An 18,440-nucleotide genomic window follows, 5' to 3' on the forward strand; every position below is an offset into this window, starting at 1 on the left:
ACCGGTCCGTGAACGCTATTGGTCGCACGACCAATGAGCTATTGGTCACTAATCCAATAGACTGAACGGCATGGTGTCAAGCCCCGTAGCCCAACGCATCCGGAAGTTACCCGACGAGCGACGAGCCGAAATTCTGGCCGAAGCCGCGTCCATTGCGCTGACCGAGGGGCTGGAAAGGATCACCCTTCGCGCAGTCGCCGACCGCCTTGGTGTGCGGCCGGGCCTGATCAGCCACTACTATCCGGCTGCCGAGGACCTGGTCATCGCAGCATTTGTGCGCGCCGTATCGGAGGAGCGCGAGGAATTGTTTCCCGACGACGGAACTCCCCTCGAGCGGATGGCTCACCTGGTCTCGCGCATCGAAGGCAATGAAACCCTGGAGCTCACCCGGCTATGGCTCAACGCCCGGCACTTGTGCCGCTTCGTTCCGGCGCTGACCGAGGCGTTGCTGGGGCAGGAATACCTGGATCGCAACCGTCTGACCGCCCTCATTGAGGATGGCGTGGCGTCAGGTGACTTCGTTGTAGGGGATCCCTTTGCGGCCTGCATCCGGATTTGGGTGGCCATTGACGGCGTGGGTTCCTACGTTAACAATGCTGAAAACTTCGAGTATGACGCTTTCAAGCGATTCGTCACTGACGTGGCTGAATGGTCGCTGGGCGTTGCGCCTGGCGGGCTTCGCGCAGCAGTGGACCGGCTCGGGACCGCCTGACTCTTGGAGATATGAGACATCGCATTACCCTTCCGACTGTTTAATCAGTATCCTGATTACTTATCTGGTTAACCGGATGATGCTGTTTGGGCTGCTTGCCTGGGCCGCACGTGGCTGAAGCAGACGGCCGCGCGGCCATCGTGAAAGTTTGATTGACGGCATTACTTGGTGACGCAGGGACAGTGGTTGGGTCCGTGGCTCCGGGTAAGCCTGAAGGACGTGACATTCGTGGGCAACAACTACGAGGCCGTGGACTCCCATCTCCCCACCTCCGACGAAACTGCAGTAACAGAAGCAGACGCTACAGAAATGCTTGGCGGCCGCTACCAGTTGGGGTCCCTGCTGGGCCGGGGCGCCATGTCTGCCGTGTACCAAGCGACGGACCTGCTGCTTGGCCGTGAGGTAGCCATCAAAGTATTCCTGCCCGGTTCAGGCGACGAGTCGTTCCGAGCCCGCCAGGAAAACGAAATGCGGCTCCTGGCCGCCTTTGATCATCCCGGGCTGGTGGCCGCCTTCGACGCCGGCGTGGATACCCGCAACGATGAAGAACGCGCGTATTTGGTCATGGAACTGGCTGCAGGGCGAGATTTGCGCGCCGTGTTGACCGAGGGACCGCTCACCGTTCCGGAGACGGCTCGGATCGGGATTCGGCTCGCCGGGGCGCTGTCCCAAGTTCACCAACACGGCGTCATCCACCGCGACATCAAACCGGCCAACATCTTGGTATCCGACGACGACGGACTGGGCCAGGAGTCGGTAAAACTCGCGGACTTTGGCGTGGCACTGGTCATGAACGACAACCGCCTCACCGCAACCGGCTTCACAGTGGGGACCGCCCAATACCTCAGCCCCGAACAGGCGCAAGGCCTTGGCCTGACTCCTGCGAGCGACATTTACTCCCTGGGCCTGGTGCTCCTCGAATGCCTCACCGGCAGGGCTGAGTACCCGGGAACTCCCATTGAAACGGCATCAGCACGCCTTCACCGCGCGCCGCAGGTCCCCTTGGAACTGCCCGCTCCGCTGCGCGAATTGCTCGAAGCCATGACGGACATGGACCCCGCGAAGCGCCCCACCGCGCAGCACGTTGAACAGGCGCTGGCCCACGAAGAAATGCGATCCGGACGACGGACCGCGCTGCTGGTCCCCGTGCCTTCCCGTCCACCCCTGCGGGCGGTCACCCGGAAGCAGGCAGCAGTTACCAGTCTCAGGGACTTCAGCAGGCGGCGCCCCAAGACCGTAAGAGGGGTGGCTGCTGCGGCGGTAACCATTCCCCTCGCACTGCTGATCCTCTCCCAAGGATTTTCGGCCATAGGCAACACCGCCGACCCCTCGCAGCCGGCAGACACCGGCGTCTCCCAGGCCGATCCGCAACCAACTGTGCCGGTGGTCCCCGTGGTACCAAGCGCACCGGCGCCCGCTGAAGCTGTGCCGGCAGACGCCCAGCCTGCCGACGCCGGAAACACCGGCGTCCAGCCCGCGGAGGCAGTCAACCTGCCGGAGCCCGTACCGGCGCCGGCACTGGAACCTGCACCCGCCCCCGCCGTGATGCCGGGACCGGACATTGCCAAGGAAAAGAGCAACGGCAAGAGCGAAAAAAAGCCTGAGAAGGCAAAGGGATCCGGCGAGGGGAAGTAGCCCCAACCCGCTGAATCAACGCACGACGGCGACCCGCCGCCGTCGTGCGCTAGAGACCGGCCGGAAAGCTGATCGCCACGGTGGTTCCGCCACCGGGAGTTTCCGTCAGGGTGAGGTCGCCCCCGTGTGCCTTGGCGATGCTGCTGCAGGTGGCCAGTCCGAGTCCGGAACCCGGGCCGTCGCCTTCCCGCCGCAAACGTACCAAGGGTTCCAGGGCTTTGGCGCGGTCCTCGGGCCTGATGCCCTTGCCGTTGTCCGAAACGAAGACCGTGGCGCCCTGATAGTTGGAAACCCCGCTGATCCGGACGCGGAGATCCCGCTCAGGACTGCGGTAGTTCATGGCATTGGAGAGCAGGTTCTGCAGCAGTGTGCGGAGTTGTCCGCCGTCGGCATGAAGAGTCAGGTCCTCCACTTCAACAATCCTGTGGTTCTCAATGCCCAAGTCACGGACAACTTCTTCGGTAACCTCGCGCAGGGAAACCTGTGTGGGCTGAACCGCGCCACCCACCCTGGAGTAGCTCAGAACATCCTCAAGCATGCCCAACATCCGCCGCCCACTGGAACCGATGCGGTCCAGGTAGCGGGCGGCGGTGCTGTTGGGTTCGACGTCGGGATCATCTTCCACCAACTCCACGTAGCCCAGGATGGTGGTGAGGGGAATACGGAGATCGTGGCTGACCCGGCCGGCAAAACCGGCGAGCTTGGCGTTGCTGTCCTTCAGCTCGGCATAGGTGCGGTCCAGTTGGACGGTGCGGTGCTGAAGTTCCAGCAACTCCACCACCTGCTTGGCCAGGACCTCCAACATGCTCACCTGTTCGGGGCGCAGCTCATTGGTCTTATCCGAGAAGACACACAAGGTTCCCGGAACGAACCCGGATTCCGTCTGCAGCGGGACGGAGGCGTAGAAGCGGACGTTCCCTATTTCACCGGTGACAAAGGGATTGTCCGCAAAGCGCGGATCCAGCGAGGCATCCGCCACCACTGTCCTCTCACGGGAGAGGAACACCTTGGCGCACATGGAATCCTCACGCGAGCAGACACCCGGGTCCACGCCCCAAGCGCCGATCTGGTGCTGGTACTCCGCGCTGATGATGTTGACCACGCCAAAGGGAGCGCCGCAAAGCTCCGTAGCGAGCCGCACCAGGTTCTGCAGGGCACTCATGACGGCGGCATTGGGAAGCAGGGTGGAATCCTCCGCCGGGTCCAGGCCGTATTCCTGTAATTCGAGGTCCCGGCTGATGTCATCAGTGAAGGACAGCTGCCCCTGAACTTCCGTCATGTTATTACTCCCCCAGGCGTCATTAGGATTCCCTGCCGATACTACCGGGACGTTGGCCGCGGTGGTTTACTGGGACGCATACGCCGCAGAGCTGCCCAAATCGCTCTTTTCCAGAGCCTGCCCTGACTCGACGGCCTCTGCCCATGCCCGGGTGGAGGCCACCGCAGCCCAGTTGGAGTTCAGCAGCGCCATCAACGTGGTGTGCACGGTCTTCGCATCGGCGGTTCCGGCAGCATTGCTGAGGTTGATGGCACCGGTGGCATCAGAGAGGACTTCTGTGCTGAAGCCAAGGAATTCTGCTTCAACCGCAGAAGCCAGAATGCAGTTGTTGGTCATGTAACCCACCAAGGTGACGGTGTCGACGTCGTGCTCCCGCAGCCAGGCCGCAACATCGGTGCCTGCGTAAACCGAGCCGTACTTCTTGGTGACCACTTTCCATGAACCGGCCTTCCGGGCTTCCACCTCGGGGTGCAGTTCATACTCAGCTGTTCCCGGTGCGAAGACGGGCGCTCCTTCTCCTTCGTTGTGCTGGATTGCTGCGATGGGAATGCCGGCGGCGGTTGCAGCATCGATTGCCTGGGCGATCATGGGCAGCGACTCCTGGTGGCGCGGGTACTGAATTTCCAGTGGTCCGCTGAAGTACTGCTGCTGGACGTCCACCAGGATGAGGGCGCGGCGGGTTGTGCTCATGGTGTTCTCCCTGAGTGAGTGCTTGGGTGTACTTGGTGTTCCATTCCATCTTTCGCCGACGCGCCACCGGGCACCAGTGGCACGTATGCCCATATACGATTGATTCGGGCCAAAGGAAAAAGGATCACAGGTGAAGATTGCGGTATATGCCTTCGACGGCGTCACCATGTTCCACCTGGCTGTGCCGCAAATGGTGTTCGACGAAGTTTCACGTCAAGAATTGGCTGACTGGACCACCGTGCTGTTCTCGGACCATGCCGGCAGCGTCAAAACCGCTGAAGGGTACACGTTGGGGGAGGTTCAAGGACCGTCGACGGCGGAACAGGCCGACGTCGTGGTGGTGCCGTCGTGGTTCGACGACGAACGCGAGACCGGCGAAGCCCTCAGCACTGTCCTCCGACAAGCCCATGGCAGGGGCGCAACCATTGTGGGTCTGTGCCTGGGAGCCATCCCCGTTGCCGATGCCGGACTCCTTGACGGACGTTCGGCCGTAACGCACTGGCAGGCCTTTGATTCCCTCGCAGTCCGGCACCCCGATGTCTCCCTGGACCAAACGGTGCTGTACATCGATCATGGCGATGTCCTGACCTCTGCCGGTACAGCGTCCGGGCTCGACGCCTGCCTGCACGTTGTGAGGGGCCGGTTGGGTTCGGAGGCAGCCAACCAGGTGGCGCGAAGCCTGGTGATCGCTCCGCACCGTGAAGGTGGTCAGGCCCAGTACATTGAGCATCCCCTTCCACCGCGAGCCGAGGGCGATCCCATGGCGCGACTACTCGAGTGGGCCATGCGGCGGCTGGGCGAGCCCCTCAGCATTGACCGGCTCGCAGCCCAAGCCCACATGAGCCGGCGAACGTTTGTGCGCGCCTTCCGCGCCTCAACCGGGACCACGCCGTCGGCCTGGATACGCACCCGCCGGCTGGATGCTGCCCGCCGACTGTTGGAAACCACCGACTTATCCATCGACCAGGTGGCGGCCGACTGCGGTTTCGGCAGTGCAGTGACCCTTCGCCAGAACTTTGCAGGCGCCTTTTCCACCTCGCCCACGGACTACAGGCGCCGCTTCACGGCATGAAGTGCTCCGGATCAGCGGTAAGTAAGCCAAAGATCACTCTTTTCGGATGAGACGGGACCCTTGCTGCCAGGTGCAGGGTGGAGTCAGCCCGTGGCACGCGGGCACTCCTGCGATCCTGCGATCTTGCGATCTGCAGAGATGGAGACGGTTCCATGGCTGAGACGGACCATATTGACTACACTCTCCAGCTCGAGCCGGACCATGTCCTGTTACTGGCGTGGCACCAGGGCGTACGGATCGAAGCCGATAATGCCCGGGCGGCAGTGAATGCGGTCAACGAATTCGCCGCCGGTGATCGCTATCCCCTACTGGTCAAAATGGCCAACGCGAGCCACTTGAGCCGCGCCGCACGTGACGTTTTCGTTGAACCGTGCGCTGCCTCCAAAATCGCGTTGTTGGGCGAAAACGCCGTCGACCGCATACTGGTCGATTACCAACTGGCCGCCCAACCGGCACCTTGCCCCACGCGGTTCTTTACCTCCGAAGCGGAGGCAAGGGCCTGGCTTGTGGAGCCGGAACAACAAACCGTTGATCCACACGCTGATGATGAGCAAAGTGGCCCGGCAGGTCTGCTGGGAGGATCGCCCTCGTGACCAAACCGGCGCTGAGGGTTGAGGGGCGCGCCCTCCGGGTGTCGTTATGGGTATCAGCCGTATCTGCGGCCGGCGCAATCATCCTGGGCGTCATCAGCGGGACCAGGATCATCATCTTCGACGGCGCTTACATGGGCATTGGCCTGATTCTTTCCGCCGTTTCCCTTTCTGCATCCTCCGCGTTAGCGGCCGGGCCAACCCGGCGCTTTCCGTTCGGGCGGGACGCGCTGACGCCATTGGTGGTGTTGATCCAAGGGATCGCTGTTGCCGCGACGCTCCTGGTGGCTGCGGCTGATGCCGTGCTGGTCATTCGCGACGGCGGAGCCCCGGTCAGCCCTGTCATCATCGCCGTTTACGGGGCGGTCACCGCCGCGATCGGCTTCCTGGTGGCTTGGTGGATGCGGCGTACGGCGCCGGCCTCGGACCTGGTAGGAGCGGAGATCGCGCAGTGGCGCGCGGGAGCCATACTCAGCGTCATGATGGTGCTTGGCGCCGGTGTGGCCTTGGTCCTGCAGGGCAGGGGGATGGAGGATGTGGCCCTCTTCGTGGACCCCGTGCTGGTGCTCCTCGCCTGCCTCATTCTCGCCTACATTCCCTTCGGCTTGATCCGGGCAGGTTTGAACGAGTTGCTTGAAGGCGCGCCATCCAAAGAGATCGATGCCGCCATCACCGGTGCTGTTCACGTTGTCAGGAAACAGTTCGGGCTGCAGGAGCCGTTGATCCGGTCCGGCAAGGTGGGCCGCAAGCTCTATGTGGAGGTTGATTTTGTGGTTCCCGGGTCTGAGTGGAACGTTGCAGAGGAGGACGCCGTTCGCCGGGCAGTTGTAGCGGCACTTGAGCCTTTAGGCCTGGACGTGTGGGCGTACGTGGCGCTCACGGCGGACCCGAAACTCTTTGAGTAGGCAGATTCCCCACCCTCTTTGAGTGAGAACTCCGTCGCGGTCTATACCTTGGACAGGAGGTATGGAAGTATCGGCAAATGGACCAATATCTGTGGGTGTTGAAACAAGATCAACTTGATTTGATTCGCGAATTGGAGCCAGCCAGGCTTGAGCTCCTGGACGAAGACGGCCTGCTCCAACTCCATAAACGGGTGCGGAAGGCCCGGAACAAATACACCACCAATTACCGGCGTAAAGCAGCAGACGAGGTACTGGAGGCTGGTGGTCGCGGAGCTGCGGCCAACAAATCGGACAAGGCACGTGCGCGTGCATTTGTGTTCGAGGAAGCACTCTCCATCGTCAGCAAAGAACTCGCCCGGGTGGCGCACGAGGCCGCCGAGGAACTCAAGGATGAGCGGCTGGAACGCGCCTCAGCAGGCAAGTCCACCGGACCGGAAAGCGCCGGAACCGGCAACGCCTCCACGAACAATTCCGGCCGTGCCCGCTCCCACCAGAAAACCACCGGCGGCGTAAAACGGGACGCCTCCAGCCGATCGCAAGGCGCCCAACGCCAAGCCAAGAAGGACGCCCGCTAAGCCGGCCCCCGCCGTCGAGCCACCCGCCGTCGCCCACACGTCCAGGCCTAAAGGCTCAAGTGCCGCTACAACTGCCCGGCGAACGGCGTCCTCCTCTGCAACGTTCCACTCAGACCCGGGAACCACAAAATCAACCTCCACATAGAGCTTGCGGCCCACCTTGCCGGACCGGATCAACGGCTCCTGCAGCCCGAACTGTTTCCTGACAACGTGAACAGCACCGGTGATGGCGGCATCGATCTCTTNTCGCCATGGCCGGTGGCCAGCACGCCGGCCGCTCGCTGTCGCACCTGTCCGAGACGGTCCGGCTCGCGAACGCCTGCGGCGCCCTGCAGGACCCGGACCTCGCCGCCGCGCGCTGGCACGCCCTGCTCGCGGTCAACGGGGTGGCGACGACCGCCGGGAGGCCCGCCCCACCCGCCGTCGAGATGGCATTTAATGCCCATCGCGACGCCGAACATTGGCGTTAAGTGCCACCTCGGCGGGGTCTGGGGCGGGGAGGGCAGCACCCACGCCGATTCGGGCCTCCTGCAAAGTTGCCTGCATCCGCGGTGACAGCCACCAGCGGAACGCTTTCCGCTGTCTCGGCAGCCATGGCCACTCACGCAGACTTGTGACTGGCGGACATCACTTCGACTGGCGGCGCTGTGGGCCTTTGATGCGCACCTTGATTCGCCTTCCGAAATCTTGAGGGAATCTTGAGATGACCCGGCGTCCTTCTTGAGGACCCCGTCCGATGGTTGAAACATCAGCCAATCAGCTGACGGGAACTTCCAGGAAGGACCACCGACATGACCGAACAAATCTCCGCCAAGTCCGTGACTGCCGGCGCCGCCCACACGAAGTCCGACGCCCTCGCGGGTTCCGCGGACGCGGCCGGCCATGCCGGGGACCCTGCCGGCCAAGCCCGTGCAGTGGTGACCATTCGTGAGCAGTTCAATCCTCTTGGCGCGGGTCTCCGGAGCATCTGGCCACAGTCGGTCGTCGGATTTTAGAACGCTGCAGCTTTTGATGCGGGCAGGACCTTTCTCATGGGGGAGGTACCTGCCCGGCGTCGTTTAAGGGACGATGGAACCCAGTGCAATAAATAAGGAGGCTTGTCATCAAGGACGAGATGAGAAAGGCCGCTGACGTTGCAGAGGAAGCCGCCAATTCGCAGACTTTCGCAGCTGTTGCCAGGGCCGGTTATGCCGTGAGCGGCCTGCTGCACTTACTCATTGGGGTCATTGCAATCCAACTCGCGGTGGGCCGCAGCGGTGAAGCCGATGTCAGCGGCGCGGTGTCCGAGCTGGCCAACAAACCGGCGGGCCCCGTCCTGCTCTGGGCCTGCTTTGCGGCCTGCGCGGCGCTTGCCTTGTGGCAATTGGGAAACGCGATCCTGGGTTACCGGCATGCCTCGGACAACAAGTTGACCAAGAGACTCTCTGCTCTGGGCCAGGCCCTTGTCTTTGCTGCCTTGGCTGCCACCATCATGTCTTTCGTCATGGGGCAGGGCCAAAACAGCCGCGAGTCCAGCAGCGACTTCACCGCCACCCTGATGAAGGCGCCGTTCGGGATATTCCTGCTGATCGCCGTCGGGGCGGGCATCGCGATTACCGGCGTCGTGTTCGCGGTGAGGGGCTTCCGGAAGAAGTTCACCAAGGACCTTTCCCTTTCATCCAACCAGTCCGTGCATCAGTTCCAGCTCTGGGTTGGCGTGGTGGGTTACATAGCCAAGGGAATCGCTTTGTTCCTGGTTGGCCTGCTGGTGGTTATTGCCGCGGTCCGCGTCCAGCCTGAACAATCAACCGGTCTTGACGGTGGACTGAAAGCCCTGAAGGAGCAACCCTACGGGCCATACCTGCTGGCTGCAGTGGCGCTCGGGCTCATCGCGTATGGGCTCTTCCTCATGGTCAAAGCGAAGACCCTTCGGACGTAGTGCTGTCCGCGTTTAGGAGCTTGGAGGCTGGGTACAGGGCAAAAGTACCGTGTAACGCAATCTGAAAAGAGGCAGAACTCGTGACTCAAGGTGATCCGAACCGGACCGACAAGCCGCTTACTGACGGGAACCGTCTCACCTCCGCTCCGTCGGACCCCCGCGGCGGGTACCACTCCGGCGAATTCCCCCAGCAGGAGCAGGAACAGCCCGGCCTCACCAAGCCGCTGGATCCGCAACCGGACCACGGTGAGAAAAGCTACGTGGGGCACGGACGCCTCCAGGGCAAAACAGCCCTCATCACCGGGGGTGACTCCGGAATCGGTGCGGCAGTAGCCATCGCCTTCGCGCGTGAAGGCGCCAATGTGGCCATCAGCTACCTTCCGGAGGAAGAGGAAGATGCGCAGTCGACGGCGGAATGGATCCGTGAGTGCGGATCACAGGTCCTGCTGTTGCCCGGTGACGCAAGGGATGAAGGATTCGCAACTGAGATTGTGGAACGTACCGTGCAGGAGCTTGGCGGGCTCAACGTGGTGGTGTTGAACGCCGCGTATCAAAAGAACCGGGAAGGCTTGGAGACCATTCCCACCGAGGAGTTCGACCGCGTCTTCAAGACCAATCTTTACTCCCTCATCTGGACGGCGCAGGCAGCCATTCCGCATCTCCGCCCGGGTGCCTCGATCATCGTCACGGCCTCCATTCAAGCCTTCAATCCCTCCGCCCAGTTGGTGGATTACGCCATGACCAAAGCAGCCCAAGTGGCCTTCACCAAGGCCATGGCCGAGGAACTCGGACCCAAGGGAATCCGCGTCAATGCTGTGGCGCCCGGACCCATTTGGACGCCGCTGATTCCCGCCACCGAATGGCCGGACAAGCTCCCCACGTTCGGGCAGGATACGCCGCTGGGCCGGGCCGGACAGCCGGCTGAACTGGCACCTGCCTACGTGCTGCTGGCCTCGGACGAAGGATCCTACATTTCAGGGGCGGTCCTTCCCGTCACGGGCGGTAAGGGACTCTGATCCGTGGCGGAGGGCGTTCTTGAGGCTGAGCTTTCAGCTTTCCTAAGGTTGAGCATTTAGGGGGAAAAACGAATGATCGCGGTGTTGGTGATCGACATGCAGAACGCCTACTTTGAGGACCCGGCTCTGAAGGGGCGTCAGGAAGAAATTGTTGCTGCCTGCAATTCGCTAACCAGTGCAGCAATCCAAGCCGGGGCCAAAGTGCTCCTGGTGGGAACAGTTCATGAACGGGACAAGTCCACGTGGAGCCTGAACATGCTTGACGATGATCAGGGCTTTATTTTCAGGGGCAGTGAGCAGGCCGAGTTCGTTCCCGGCCTGCTCACTGAAGACTATCCACGGCTGATCAAAACCCGGGACAGCGCCTTCTTTGGGACGGATCTGGCCATGCGCTTGCGTAACTGGGAGGTGGACACCGTGATTCTTGCCGGCATTTCAGCCCATAACTGCATTGCTCAAACCGCCGCTGATGCCTTCGCCCACAACCTCAAGGTGATCTACGCGGCCGAAGCAATAGGAACGGAAAACGCGGAAGCCGCGGAGTCCGTTCTGCGGGTGTTCACCCGTGAATACCGGCAGAGCGTATTGCCCTTGGACGAGATTCGGCAGCTTCTTGGAACCGCTCCCTCAGCGTAGGTCTTCCCTTTCAACGGGGATCCACAACTGGCCGCGGCCATGCGTGCCGCCAGGCTCCACCTGGACGCTGAGCATTTCAGGTCCCGGCACCCACCTGTAGGGGTTTGCGGGAAACCATTCCGTTGCGGCGTCAGCCCACATACCCTGCAGGACGTCCGGGAATTTTCCCTCGGCTTCAAAAACCACCCATAAGCCTGCCGGGACCTCAACGGATTCGAAACCTTCCGGGACCGGTTTGGTAGAGGCAACTGCGTGCCAGTAGTCCAGTTCGCTACCCTCGGTGCGCTCTTCTTCGATGTTGTCAGTGACGGACAAAGGCCCGGAAGGCTCCATATCGGCGAGCTCCAGCAAGCGTTTGGTAACCGAAGGGTCCAACCCGCGTTGCAACTCGATGATGGCATTGTTGGGCCCTTCATGGACCAGCGGGACACGGGCTTTCAGGCCAATGAGGCGGAATGCCGCTTTGTCTTCCATGCGGTGCTTCATGTCAGTATTTCCTTCGACTCGGAGGTGGAACCTCAACTGAGGTTGGGAATGGAGAACGGCTCCCGGCAGTCGTGCCTCTGCGGGGCTCAGCCCGTGCATGGACTTGAACGCACGGTTGAATGCTTCTGCTGATCCGTATCCGTAGCGAACAGCCACATCCAGGACCGTGAGGCCTTCCAATAATTCCGCGGTGGCGGCTGTCAGTCGCCGCCTACGGATGTACTCGGAGAGTGGAATGCCTGCCAGCGAGGAAAACATCCGCCGGAAGTGATACTCGGATGTCAGAGCGGCCTTGGCCAGGACCCGCACCTCGATCTCTTGGGTGAGGTCCTGCTCGATCAGCTCTATTGCCTGGTTCCAGCCCTGCATCATGTCCCTGTCCGGCACCCTGTCTCCTCCAGCACCTGTTTCCATCCTTTCCATCGACGCTACGGGGGCGTCGTGGTCCCTGCCCCAATAATCCATGCCCGAAAGTATCAGGCCCCGGATCGCTAATGGCCCCCGGCGAAGCACGACCCCCCGGCAACGCAGGAACCCCCGGCAACGCAAGAACCCGGAGGCTGCAGCTGCAGTTCTCCGGGTTCTTGGCTGTATTCAGATGTTACGGGCGACTTGAGCCTGACGCTTCTTCATCCGGTTCGGAAGAGAAGGGTCGGTCCTCAGGGACGTCTTCCGTGTTCTTTTCGTTCAATTCGGCGTCTGCCGAAGGTACTGTCTTCTCGGCGTAGTCACCCTCGGTGTAATCGCCTCCGGCGTCATCCTTGAGGGTTTCCGGAGACACTCCGGCGTCGCCGTAGTCACCTTCGGAGTACTGGCCTTCCAGTTCCTCGCCGTTGGCGTCGCGGTTCTGGTTATTAGCCATGGTGTGTCCTGCGTCCGGTGACCAGGCCGTAGATCAGCAGCACGATAATGGAGCCGCCGATGGCCAGGAGCCACGTGGTGAGGGAGAAGAATTCCTGCAGGCCCGTTCCGAAGATGAGCCCGCCGATCCAGCCACCCAGAAGTGCGCCGACGACGCCCAACAGGAGGGTGATCAGCCAGCCGCCACCCTGACGGCCCGGAAGAATAAGCTTTGCGATAGCGCCGGCCAAAAGACCGAGCAGAAGAAAACCAAAGAAACCCATTTTTGCTCCTACTTTCTTGTTGATGGAAATTCCATGAACGTGATGAAGCGAGTAATTTCACCGGGTGCCTGTTCCAAGGTGTAGGCACCGTAATGGGGCCCCTGGAGGCCCTATGGAATGTGGGGAATTGGAACTAGTGTGAAACCCCGATGAATTTATGAAAATCAGCCAATAAAGCACTCCTGCCGATTGGGTCAGACTCGGTACTACACCAGCAACGCTAGCCGTTCCCGAGGCTAGTAGCAAGTAACCTGACTATTAGCCGGTCCTTGCTTGCAGGCCCGGAATGCCACGGATTCGCCGCCTAGTGGCCCTTGAGCGAGTCCGAAACACCCCTGGCGGCATCCTTTACTTTCACGCCCGACTGCTTGAGGTTCGCCTTCGACCGGTCACCGTGGCCCTCGGCCTGGAGCTCCCTGTTGCCTGTGGTTTCGCCGGTCTTTTCCTTGACCTTGCCGGCTGCTTGTTCAGCGGCATTTCCAACTTTGTCTCCCAGTCCCATGGCTTTCACTCCTCGGGTTGTCTTGCGAACACTTCCAGTGGATATCCGCTGGTTGGCATAAGAGTTTAGTCGAATGTTTTATCTCGGCAAATCATTGTTAACCCAATCGGCGCACAAGCGCAGGTGACAGGGAGCGGCCTGCGGGGCTAATGTCGAGGAATAACACCTCGGAAGGAGTGATTGCTGTGAAAGGGAAAGCATTGTTCGCCGTGGGCGTGGCTGTCGGCTACGTGTGGGGGTCGAAGTCCTGGCCGGAGGTGTATCGGCGGGTTCGCGGAGGCACTGAGAAGCTGTGGAAGAACCCTGAGGTTCAAGAGAACGTGCATCAGGCCACCGAAGCTGTCCAGGAGTCAGTGCCGGACATTCTGGACAACCTGTATGAGGCCGGAAAGAAGCTGATGGAACGGGCCGAGACCATGTTCCCGGGCATCACTTCCCCCAAGGCGGGCCAACGCTCCGCCTCCTCTGCTTCAGACAGCAAGCCAACGGTGTCCACTGTTAAGACAGAGTCCACCGGCGCATCCGGGGATGCCACTAGTGCGGGCCCCACGATCCATGCGGATGTAGTGTCCGATCCTGCACTCGATGACACCACGGGAAGTGACTGGACCGATGAGGGCGGCGCAGCGCCTGAAGGGCCGGCTACCAACACGCCCCCCAAGCACTAGCCTGCGCGTTCCACCGCATTCAGGATGGCCTCGCCCAGTTCGCCGGGCTTAGTGAACTGGGGCCAATGACCTGTGGGGAGATCGATGTAGTCCACGTCCCGGATCCGAGCGAGTTCGGCCGTGAACGGGTGTCCGGCGTCCATCCATTCCTTCAGGAGCGACGACGGGAATTGGCAAGCGATGATCGTGGCAGGTACCTCATAGCGCCGGACGTTACTTAGGTGTTGCTGGTCCATGGCAACACCCTTGGGCTCGGGAATGGCCCGTGCGCGGAAGGCTGCCTTGAGGTCGTCTGTGAGGTCGACCAGGTCTTCGTCCTCGAACAATTCCCACGGCGGCAGCGGGATGTCGTCGCCGTCGTCGGGCAGTTCATCATTGATGACCCCGCCCTCGCCGAGGGGCCCGCTGTCAACATAAATGGCCCGGGCCACTCGGTCCGGGCGGGCATCTGCCGCGCCGTGGATGATGGCGCCGCCACCCGAATGGCCCACCAGGATCACCTTGCCGTTCAGGGAGTCCACCTTCTCCACCACGGCATCAATGTGGGTGCGCAGGCCAATGCCGGCGCGTGGGGAATCCACCGACTCCAGTCCGGGCAGCGTCAGTGGATGGACAGTGTGCCCGGCCGCCACCAGCGGCGGTGTCACCTCCTCCCACGAGGATGCGTCCAACCAAAAACCGGGTACGAGGATGATGTCCATGCCGGTACCCTACGGGAGCCCCCCGACACTTTGTAAGAGTGGCTGTTTACCCTTCCGCCCGCTTCTGCGACTCAGTTGGGTTGGGAAGGGGGTTGACGTGCATCACGTTCAGGTCCATAGTTATCGTATACGATTTCGTACTTGATAATGTTCCATCAGGAGGAGGCGCCGTGACACTGGAGTTCCGGACCCAGGAAGTCAGCCTGAACATGCTGGCCCGGACGCGCAAAGTCATTGCCGTCCACATCAATTACCCCAGCCGTGCGGCGCAACGCGGACGCACTCCCGGGCAGCCGTCGTACTTCCTGAAGCCGTCCTCATCGTTGGCGCTTGGCTCCACCGACGCTCCCGGCACGGTTGAACGCCCCGCCGGTTGCGAACTTCTCGGCTACGAGGGCGAGATCGCCTTGGTGATCGGCAAGTCCGCGCGCCGCGTTGGTCTTGAGGATGCCTGGAGCCACGTCGAATGGGTCACGGCTTCAAACGACCTGGGTGTGTACGATCTCCGCTACGCAGACAAGGGCTCCAATGTCCGGTCCAAGGGCGGCGACGGTTTCACTCCCGTTGGGCCCGCGCTTATCCCGGCCGACGCCGTTGACCCGGCTCAGCTGCGGATCCGCACATGGCACAACGGAGACCTCGTCCAGGACGACACCACCGGGGACCTGCTCTTTCCGTTCGCTCAACTCGTCGCTGACCTCTCCCAGTTGCTTACCCTCGAAGAGGGCGACATCATCCTCACCGGCACCCCGGCCGGCGCCTCCGTGGCCAAGCCCGGCGACGTCGTCGAGATTGAGGTCACCGGAGGTGACTTCAGCAGCGGCCGTCTGGCCACCAAAGTAACGGAAGGCACGACGCCGTTCGCGGACTTTGGTGCCGGGCCCAAGGCTGATGACACCCAGCGGGAAGAGGCGTACGGCTCGCGGGAAGCCGCCGGACTCGCACCTGCCGCCAGTGTGCTGACGCCGGAGTTGAAGGCGAAGCTGGAGTCCGTCGCCACCGCCACTTTGAGCTCGCAGCTTCGCAAGCGCGGGCTGAACAATGTGAGCATCGACGGTTTGCAGGCCACCCGCCCGGACCGCAAGGTAGTGGGCCTGGCCCGCACCCTGCGCTATGTTCCCAATCGTGAAGATCTTTTCAAGACCCACGGCGGCGGTTTCAATGCCCAGAAACGCGCAATCGACTCCGTGAATGAAGGCGAAATCCTGGTCATGGAAGCCCGCGGCGAGAAGGGCACCGGGACCGTGGGGGACATCCTCGCGCTGCGTGCCCAGGTCCGCGGGGCTGCTGCCATCATCACTGACGGCGGCGTCCGGGACTACTCGGCCGTGGCCGATCTGGAGATGCCCACCTACTTCGCCAACCCCCACCCGGCAGTATTGGGACGCCGCCACATTCCGTGGGATACGGACATCACCATCGCCTGCGGCGGCGCCACCGTGCAGCCCGGGGACATCATTGTGGCCGACTCGGACGGGATCCTGGTGATCCCGCCGGCCATCGCTGAAGAACTGGTGGATGACTGCATCGCCCAGGAAAAGGAAGAGACGTTTATCTTCCAGATGGTCCAGGAAGGCAACAGCGTGGATGGCCTGTACCCCATGAACAAGGAATGGCAGACCCGCTACGCGGAGTGGGTAACAGCGGAGTGGCAGAGCAAGCAGGGGGCCTCAGGTGACTGAAACCGCTATCGGAAGTACCGCCGTCGAAAACTCCGGCGCCCAAAGCAAGTCCCAACAGGCTTATGCCGCGGTGAAGGGGCGGATCGTGGAAGGGACCTACAGTCCGGGCTACCGGCTGGTGCTTGCCAAGATCGCCGAGGACCTGGGCTTCAGTGTGGTCCCCGTGCGGGAGGCAATCCGCCGGCTGGAAGCCGAAGGGCTGGTGAAATTCGAGCGGAACGTGGGCGCTACGGTGTCCGGGATCGACCCCACCGAGTACCTGTACACCATGCAGACCCTGAGCATCGTGGAAGGTGCGGCCACCGCGCTGTCCGCCCCGCTGATCGACTCGGTAGCCATTGCCCGGGCGCGCGCTGTGAATGAGGAAATGCGTGAATGCCTGGAGCACTTCGACCCCGTCCGTTTCACCACGCTGAACCAGGATTTCCACAGCGTCCTGTTTGAACACTGCCCCAACCCGCACATCCTTGACCTGGTCCACCGAGGCTGGAACCGGCTGGCCTCCATCCGGTCCTCAACGTTCCGGTTCGTCCCCGGCCGGGCGCAGGAGTCGGTGCAGGAACATGAGGCACTGCTGCAGCTGATCGAGGGCGCCGCAGACTCCGACACCATCGAAAAAGCAGCCCGCCAGCACCGCGCCGCAACCCTGGACGCGTACCTGGCCCAAGCCAAGCAATAACTACCCACCACTAATCGCTAGTTAGGACTTCAACGATGACGACCTCAGTAGAGACTGCCAAGCATTACATTCCCGAGAACCTGCCGTCCCACATCCAGCACTTCATCAACGGCGAGTTCGTTGACTCCCTGTCCGGCAAGACCTTCGACGTCCTGGACCCGGTATCCAACGGCAACTACGCCACAGCTGCCGCGGGCCAGAAGGAAGACATCGACCTCGCCGTTGCCGCTGCCCGCGAAGCGTTCGTCAATGGCCCGTGGCCGAAGATGAAGCCGCGCGAACGTGCCCGGGTGCTGAACAAGATCGCTGATGCGGTGGAGGCCCAGGAAGCGCGCCTCGCCGAACTCGAAACGTTCGATACCGGACTGCCGATCACCCAGGCCAAGGGCCAGGCCCTTCGTGCCGCTGAGAACTTCCGCTTCTTCGCGGACTTGATTGTTGCCCAGTTCGACGACGCCATGAAGGTCCCGGGCTCACAGATCAACTACGTGAACCGCAAGCCGATCGGCGTCGCAGGCTTGATCACGCCTTGGAACACGCCGTTCATGCTGGAGTCCTGGAAGCTGGCCCCGGCGCTGGCCACCGGTAATACGGTGGTGTTGAAGCCGGCCGAGTTCACCCCGTTGTCGGCTTCTCTCTGGGCACAGATCTTCAAGGACGCAGGACTGCCCGACGGTGTGTTCAACCTGGTCAATGGCCTGGGCGAAGAAGCCGGCGACGCCCTGGTGAAGCACCCTGACGTGCCGCTGATCTCCTTCACCGGCGAGACCACCACCGGCCAGACCATCTTCCGCAACGCCGCAGCCAACCTCAAGGGCCTGTCCATGGAGCTCGGCGGCAAGTCCCCGTGCGTGGTGTTCGCTGACGCCGATCTTGACGCCGCGATCGATTCGGCGCTGTTCGGGGTCTTCTCCCTCAACGGTGAACGCTGCACCGCCGGCTCCCGCATCCTGGTTGAGCGGGCCATCTACGACGAATTCTGCGAAAAGTACGCAGCCCGGGCGAAGAACATCGTGGTGGGCGACCCCCACGATCCCAAGACCCAGGTAGGCGCCCTCGTCCACCCGGAGCACTACAACAAGGTGGCTTCCTACGTGGAGATCGGCAAGTCTGAAGGCCGGCTCCTGGCCGGCGGCGGCCGACCCGACCACCTGCCCGAAGGCAACTACATCGCACCCACGGTGTTTGCCGACGTCGCGCCTGACGCGCGGATCTTCCAGGAGGAAATCTTCGGTCCCGTCGTGGCCATCACGCCCTTCGAGAACGACGACGAAGCCCTCGCCTTGGCCAACAACACCAAGTACGGCCTGGCGGCCTACATCTGGACCCAGAACCTTACCCGGGCCCACAACTTCTCCCAGAACGTGGAAGCCGGCATGGTGTGGCTCAACAGCCACAACGTCCGTGATCTTCGAACCCCGTTCGGTGGCGTGAAAGCGTCCGGGCTGGGCCACGAGGGCGGCTACCGTTCCATCGACTTCTACACCGACCAGCAGGCCGTGCACATCACGCTCGGATCCGTTCACACCCCCAAGTTCGGCGCCTAAAGCGTTCACCTGACCCCCTTTCA

At 62.1% G+C, this 18,440-nt stretch carries 22 protein-coding genes; 15 read left to right on the forward strand and 7 right to left on the reverse strand.

Features of this window, described 5'->3' with window-relative positions; all coding sequences use genetic code 11:
* Positions 1–70 precede the first annotated feature (70 nt).
* Both BACI9J_RS00715 and BACI9J_RS00720 read left to right on the forward strand, forming a co-directional pair.
* Complete coding sequence (locus BACI9J_RS00715; RefSeq protein WP_159732322.1) at positions 71–712, forward strand: TetR/AcrR family transcriptional regulator; 642 nt, start codon at positions 71–73, stop codon at positions 710–712.
* 219 nt (positions 713–931) lie between these two features.
* Positions 932–2,347 (forward strand): serine/threonine-protein kinase, encoded by a 1,416-nt coding sequence (locus BACI9J_RS00720; protein WP_236558278.1) that lies wholly within the window; start codon positions 932–934, stop codon positions 2,345–2,347.
* Positions 2,348–2,396: 49 nt separating this feature from the next.
* Here the strand turns inward: BACI9J_RS00720 and BACI9J_RS00725 are convergent, their stop codons facing one another.
* Complete coding sequence (locus tag BACI9J_RS00725; protein WP_159732325.1) at positions 2,397–3,626, reverse strand: GAF domain-containing sensor histidine kinase; 1,230 nt, start codon at positions 3,624–3,626, stop codon at positions 2,397–2,399.
* Positions 3,627–3,692: 66 nt separating this feature from the next.
* Complete coding sequence (locus BACI9J_RS00730; protein WP_159732328.1) at positions 3,693–4,316, reverse strand: isochorismatase family protein; 624 nt, start codon at positions 4,314–4,316, stop codon at positions 3,693–3,695.
* Between the two features lie 130 nt (positions 4,317–4,446).
* Between BACI9J_RS00730 and BACI9J_RS00735 the strand changes: the two genes are divergently transcribed.
* The 9 genes from BACI9J_RS00735 to BACI9J_RS00775 all read left to right on the forward strand — a co-directional run bounded on the left by BACI9J_RS00735 (position 4,447) and on the right by BACI9J_RS00775 (position 11,028).
* A complete protein-coding gene (locus BACI9J_RS00735; protein WP_201296468.1) occupies positions 4,447–5,388 on the forward strand; it encodes a GlxA family transcriptional regulator in 942 nt (313 codons plus the stop codon).
* Between the two features lie 152 nt (positions 5,389–5,540).
* Complete coding sequence (locus tag BACI9J_RS00740; protein WP_201296469.1) at positions 5,541–5,981, forward strand: DUF7793 family protein; 441 nt, start codon at positions 5,541–5,543, stop codon at positions 5,979–5,981.
* A complete protein-coding gene (locus tag BACI9J_RS00745; protein ID WP_159732331.1) occupies positions 5,978–6,883 on the forward strand; it encodes a cation transporter in 906 nt (301 codons plus the stop codon). Before BACI9J_RS00740 ends, BACI9J_RS00745 begins: the two co-directional genes overlap by 4 nt.
* Before the next feature lie 77 nt (positions 6,884–6,960).
* Entirely contained in the window at positions 6,961–7,458 is a 498-nt protein-coding gene (locus BACI9J_RS00750) for a hypothetical protein (protein WP_159732334.1), read from the forward strand.
* A gap of 251 nt (positions 7,459–7,709) precedes the next feature.
* Positions 7,710–7,928, forward strand: a complete 219-nt coding sequence (locus BACI9J_RS00755; protein WP_236558821.1) for a DUF993 family protein — start codon at positions 7,710–7,712, stop codon at positions 7,926–7,928.
* Positions 7,929–8,249: 321 nt separating this feature from the next.
* Entirely contained in the window at positions 8,250–8,453 is a 204-nt protein-coding gene (locus tag BACI9J_RS00760; protein WP_159732336.1) for a hypothetical protein, read from the forward strand.
* A gap of 119 nt (positions 8,454–8,572) precedes the next feature.
* Entirely contained in the window at positions 8,573–9,376 is an 804-nt protein-coding gene (locus BACI9J_RS00765) for a DUF1206 domain-containing protein (protein WP_159732339.1), read from the forward strand.
* Positions 9,377–9,456: 80 nt separating this feature from the next.
* Positions 9,457–10,392 carry an SDR family oxidoreductase gene (locus BACI9J_RS00770; protein ID WP_159732341.1) on the forward strand — a complete coding sequence of 312 codons (936 nt, stop codon included), beginning with the start codon at positions 9,457–9,459 and terminating at the stop codon, positions 10,390–10,392.
* A gap of 72 nt (positions 10,393–10,464) precedes the next feature.
* A complete protein-coding gene (locus BACI9J_RS00775; RefSeq protein WP_159732344.1) occupies positions 10,465–11,028 on the forward strand; it encodes a cysteine hydrolase family protein in 564 nt (187 codons plus the stop codon).
* Here BACI9J_RS00775 and BACI9J_RS00780 read toward each other — a convergent pair.
* From BACI9J_RS00780 to BACI9J_RS00795, 4 genes are all read right to left on the reverse strand, one after another.
* Positions 11,020–11,883 carry an AraC family transcriptional regulator gene (locus BACI9J_RS00780; RefSeq protein ID WP_159736297.1) on the reverse strand — a complete coding sequence of 288 codons (864 nt, stop codon included), beginning with the start codon at positions 11,881–11,883 and terminating at the stop codon, positions 11,020–11,022. The genes BACI9J_RS00775 and BACI9J_RS00780 overlap by 9 nt on opposite strands.
* A 232-nt stretch (positions 11,884–12,115) precedes the next feature.
* Positions 12,116–12,376, reverse strand: coding sequence for a hypothetical protein (locus tag BACI9J_RS00785; protein ID WP_159732347.1), 261 nt, complete (start codon positions 12,374–12,376; stop codon positions 12,116–12,118).
* A complete protein-coding gene (locus BACI9J_RS00790) occupies positions 12,369–12,638 on the reverse strand; it encodes a GlsB/YeaQ/YmgE family stress response membrane protein (protein WP_159732350.1) in 270 nt (89 codons plus the stop codon). Before BACI9J_RS00790 ends, BACI9J_RS00785 begins: the two co-directional genes overlap by 8 nt.
* Before the next feature lie 304 nt (positions 12,639–12,942).
* Positions 12,943–13,140, reverse strand: a complete 198-nt coding sequence (locus BACI9J_RS00795) for a CsbD family protein (RefSeq protein ID WP_159732353.1) — start codon at positions 13,138–13,140, stop codon at positions 12,943–12,945.
* Positions 13,141–13,325: 185 nt separating this feature from the next.
* Here BACI9J_RS00795 and BACI9J_RS00800 point away from each other — a divergent pair, with 185 nt between their 5' ends.
* The gene (locus BACI9J_RS00800; RefSeq protein ID WP_159732356.1) at positions 13,326–13,808 is read left to right on the forward strand and encodes a hypothetical protein; all 483 of its coding nucleotides are present in this window, start codon (positions 13,326–13,328) and stop codon (positions 13,806–13,808) included.
* Here BACI9J_RS00800 and BACI9J_RS00805 read toward each other — a convergent pair.
* Entirely contained in the window at positions 13,805–14,509 is a 705-nt protein-coding gene (locus tag BACI9J_RS00805; protein WP_159732358.1) for an alpha/beta fold hydrolase, read from the reverse strand. The genes BACI9J_RS00800 and BACI9J_RS00805 overlap by 4 nt on opposite strands.
* A 170-nt stretch (positions 14,510–14,679) precedes the next feature.
* Between BACI9J_RS00805 and BACI9J_RS00810 the strand changes: the two genes are divergently transcribed.
* From BACI9J_RS00810 to hpaE, 3 genes are read left to right on the forward strand one after another with little or no spacing between them, the layout of a single operon-like run.
* Complete coding sequence (locus BACI9J_RS00810) at positions 14,680–16,191, forward strand: fumarylacetoacetate hydrolase family protein (RefSeq protein ID WP_159732361.1); 1,512 nt, start codon at positions 14,680–14,682, stop codon at positions 16,189–16,191.
* The gene (locus BACI9J_RS00815; RefSeq protein ID WP_236558282.1) at positions 16,184–16,870 is read left to right on the forward strand and encodes a GntR family transcriptional regulator; all 687 of its coding nucleotides are present in this window, start codon (positions 16,184–16,186) and stop codon (positions 16,868–16,870) included. The genes BACI9J_RS00810 and BACI9J_RS00815 overlap by 8 nt, the downstream gene beginning before the upstream one ends.
* A gap of 35 nt (positions 16,871–16,905) precedes the next feature.
* Entirely contained in the window at positions 16,906–18,417 is a 1,512-nt protein-coding gene (gene hpaE / locus BACI9J_RS00820; protein ID WP_159732364.1) for a 5-carboxymethyl-2-hydroxymuconate semialdehyde dehydrogenase, read from the forward strand.
* The last annotated feature ends 23 nt before the right edge of the window (positions 18,418–18,440 follow it).

This window comes from Arthrobacter sp. 9V, assembly GCF_902506065.1.
Lineage (GTDB): Bacteria > Actinomycetota > Actinomycetes > Actinomycetales > Micrococcaceae > Arthrobacter.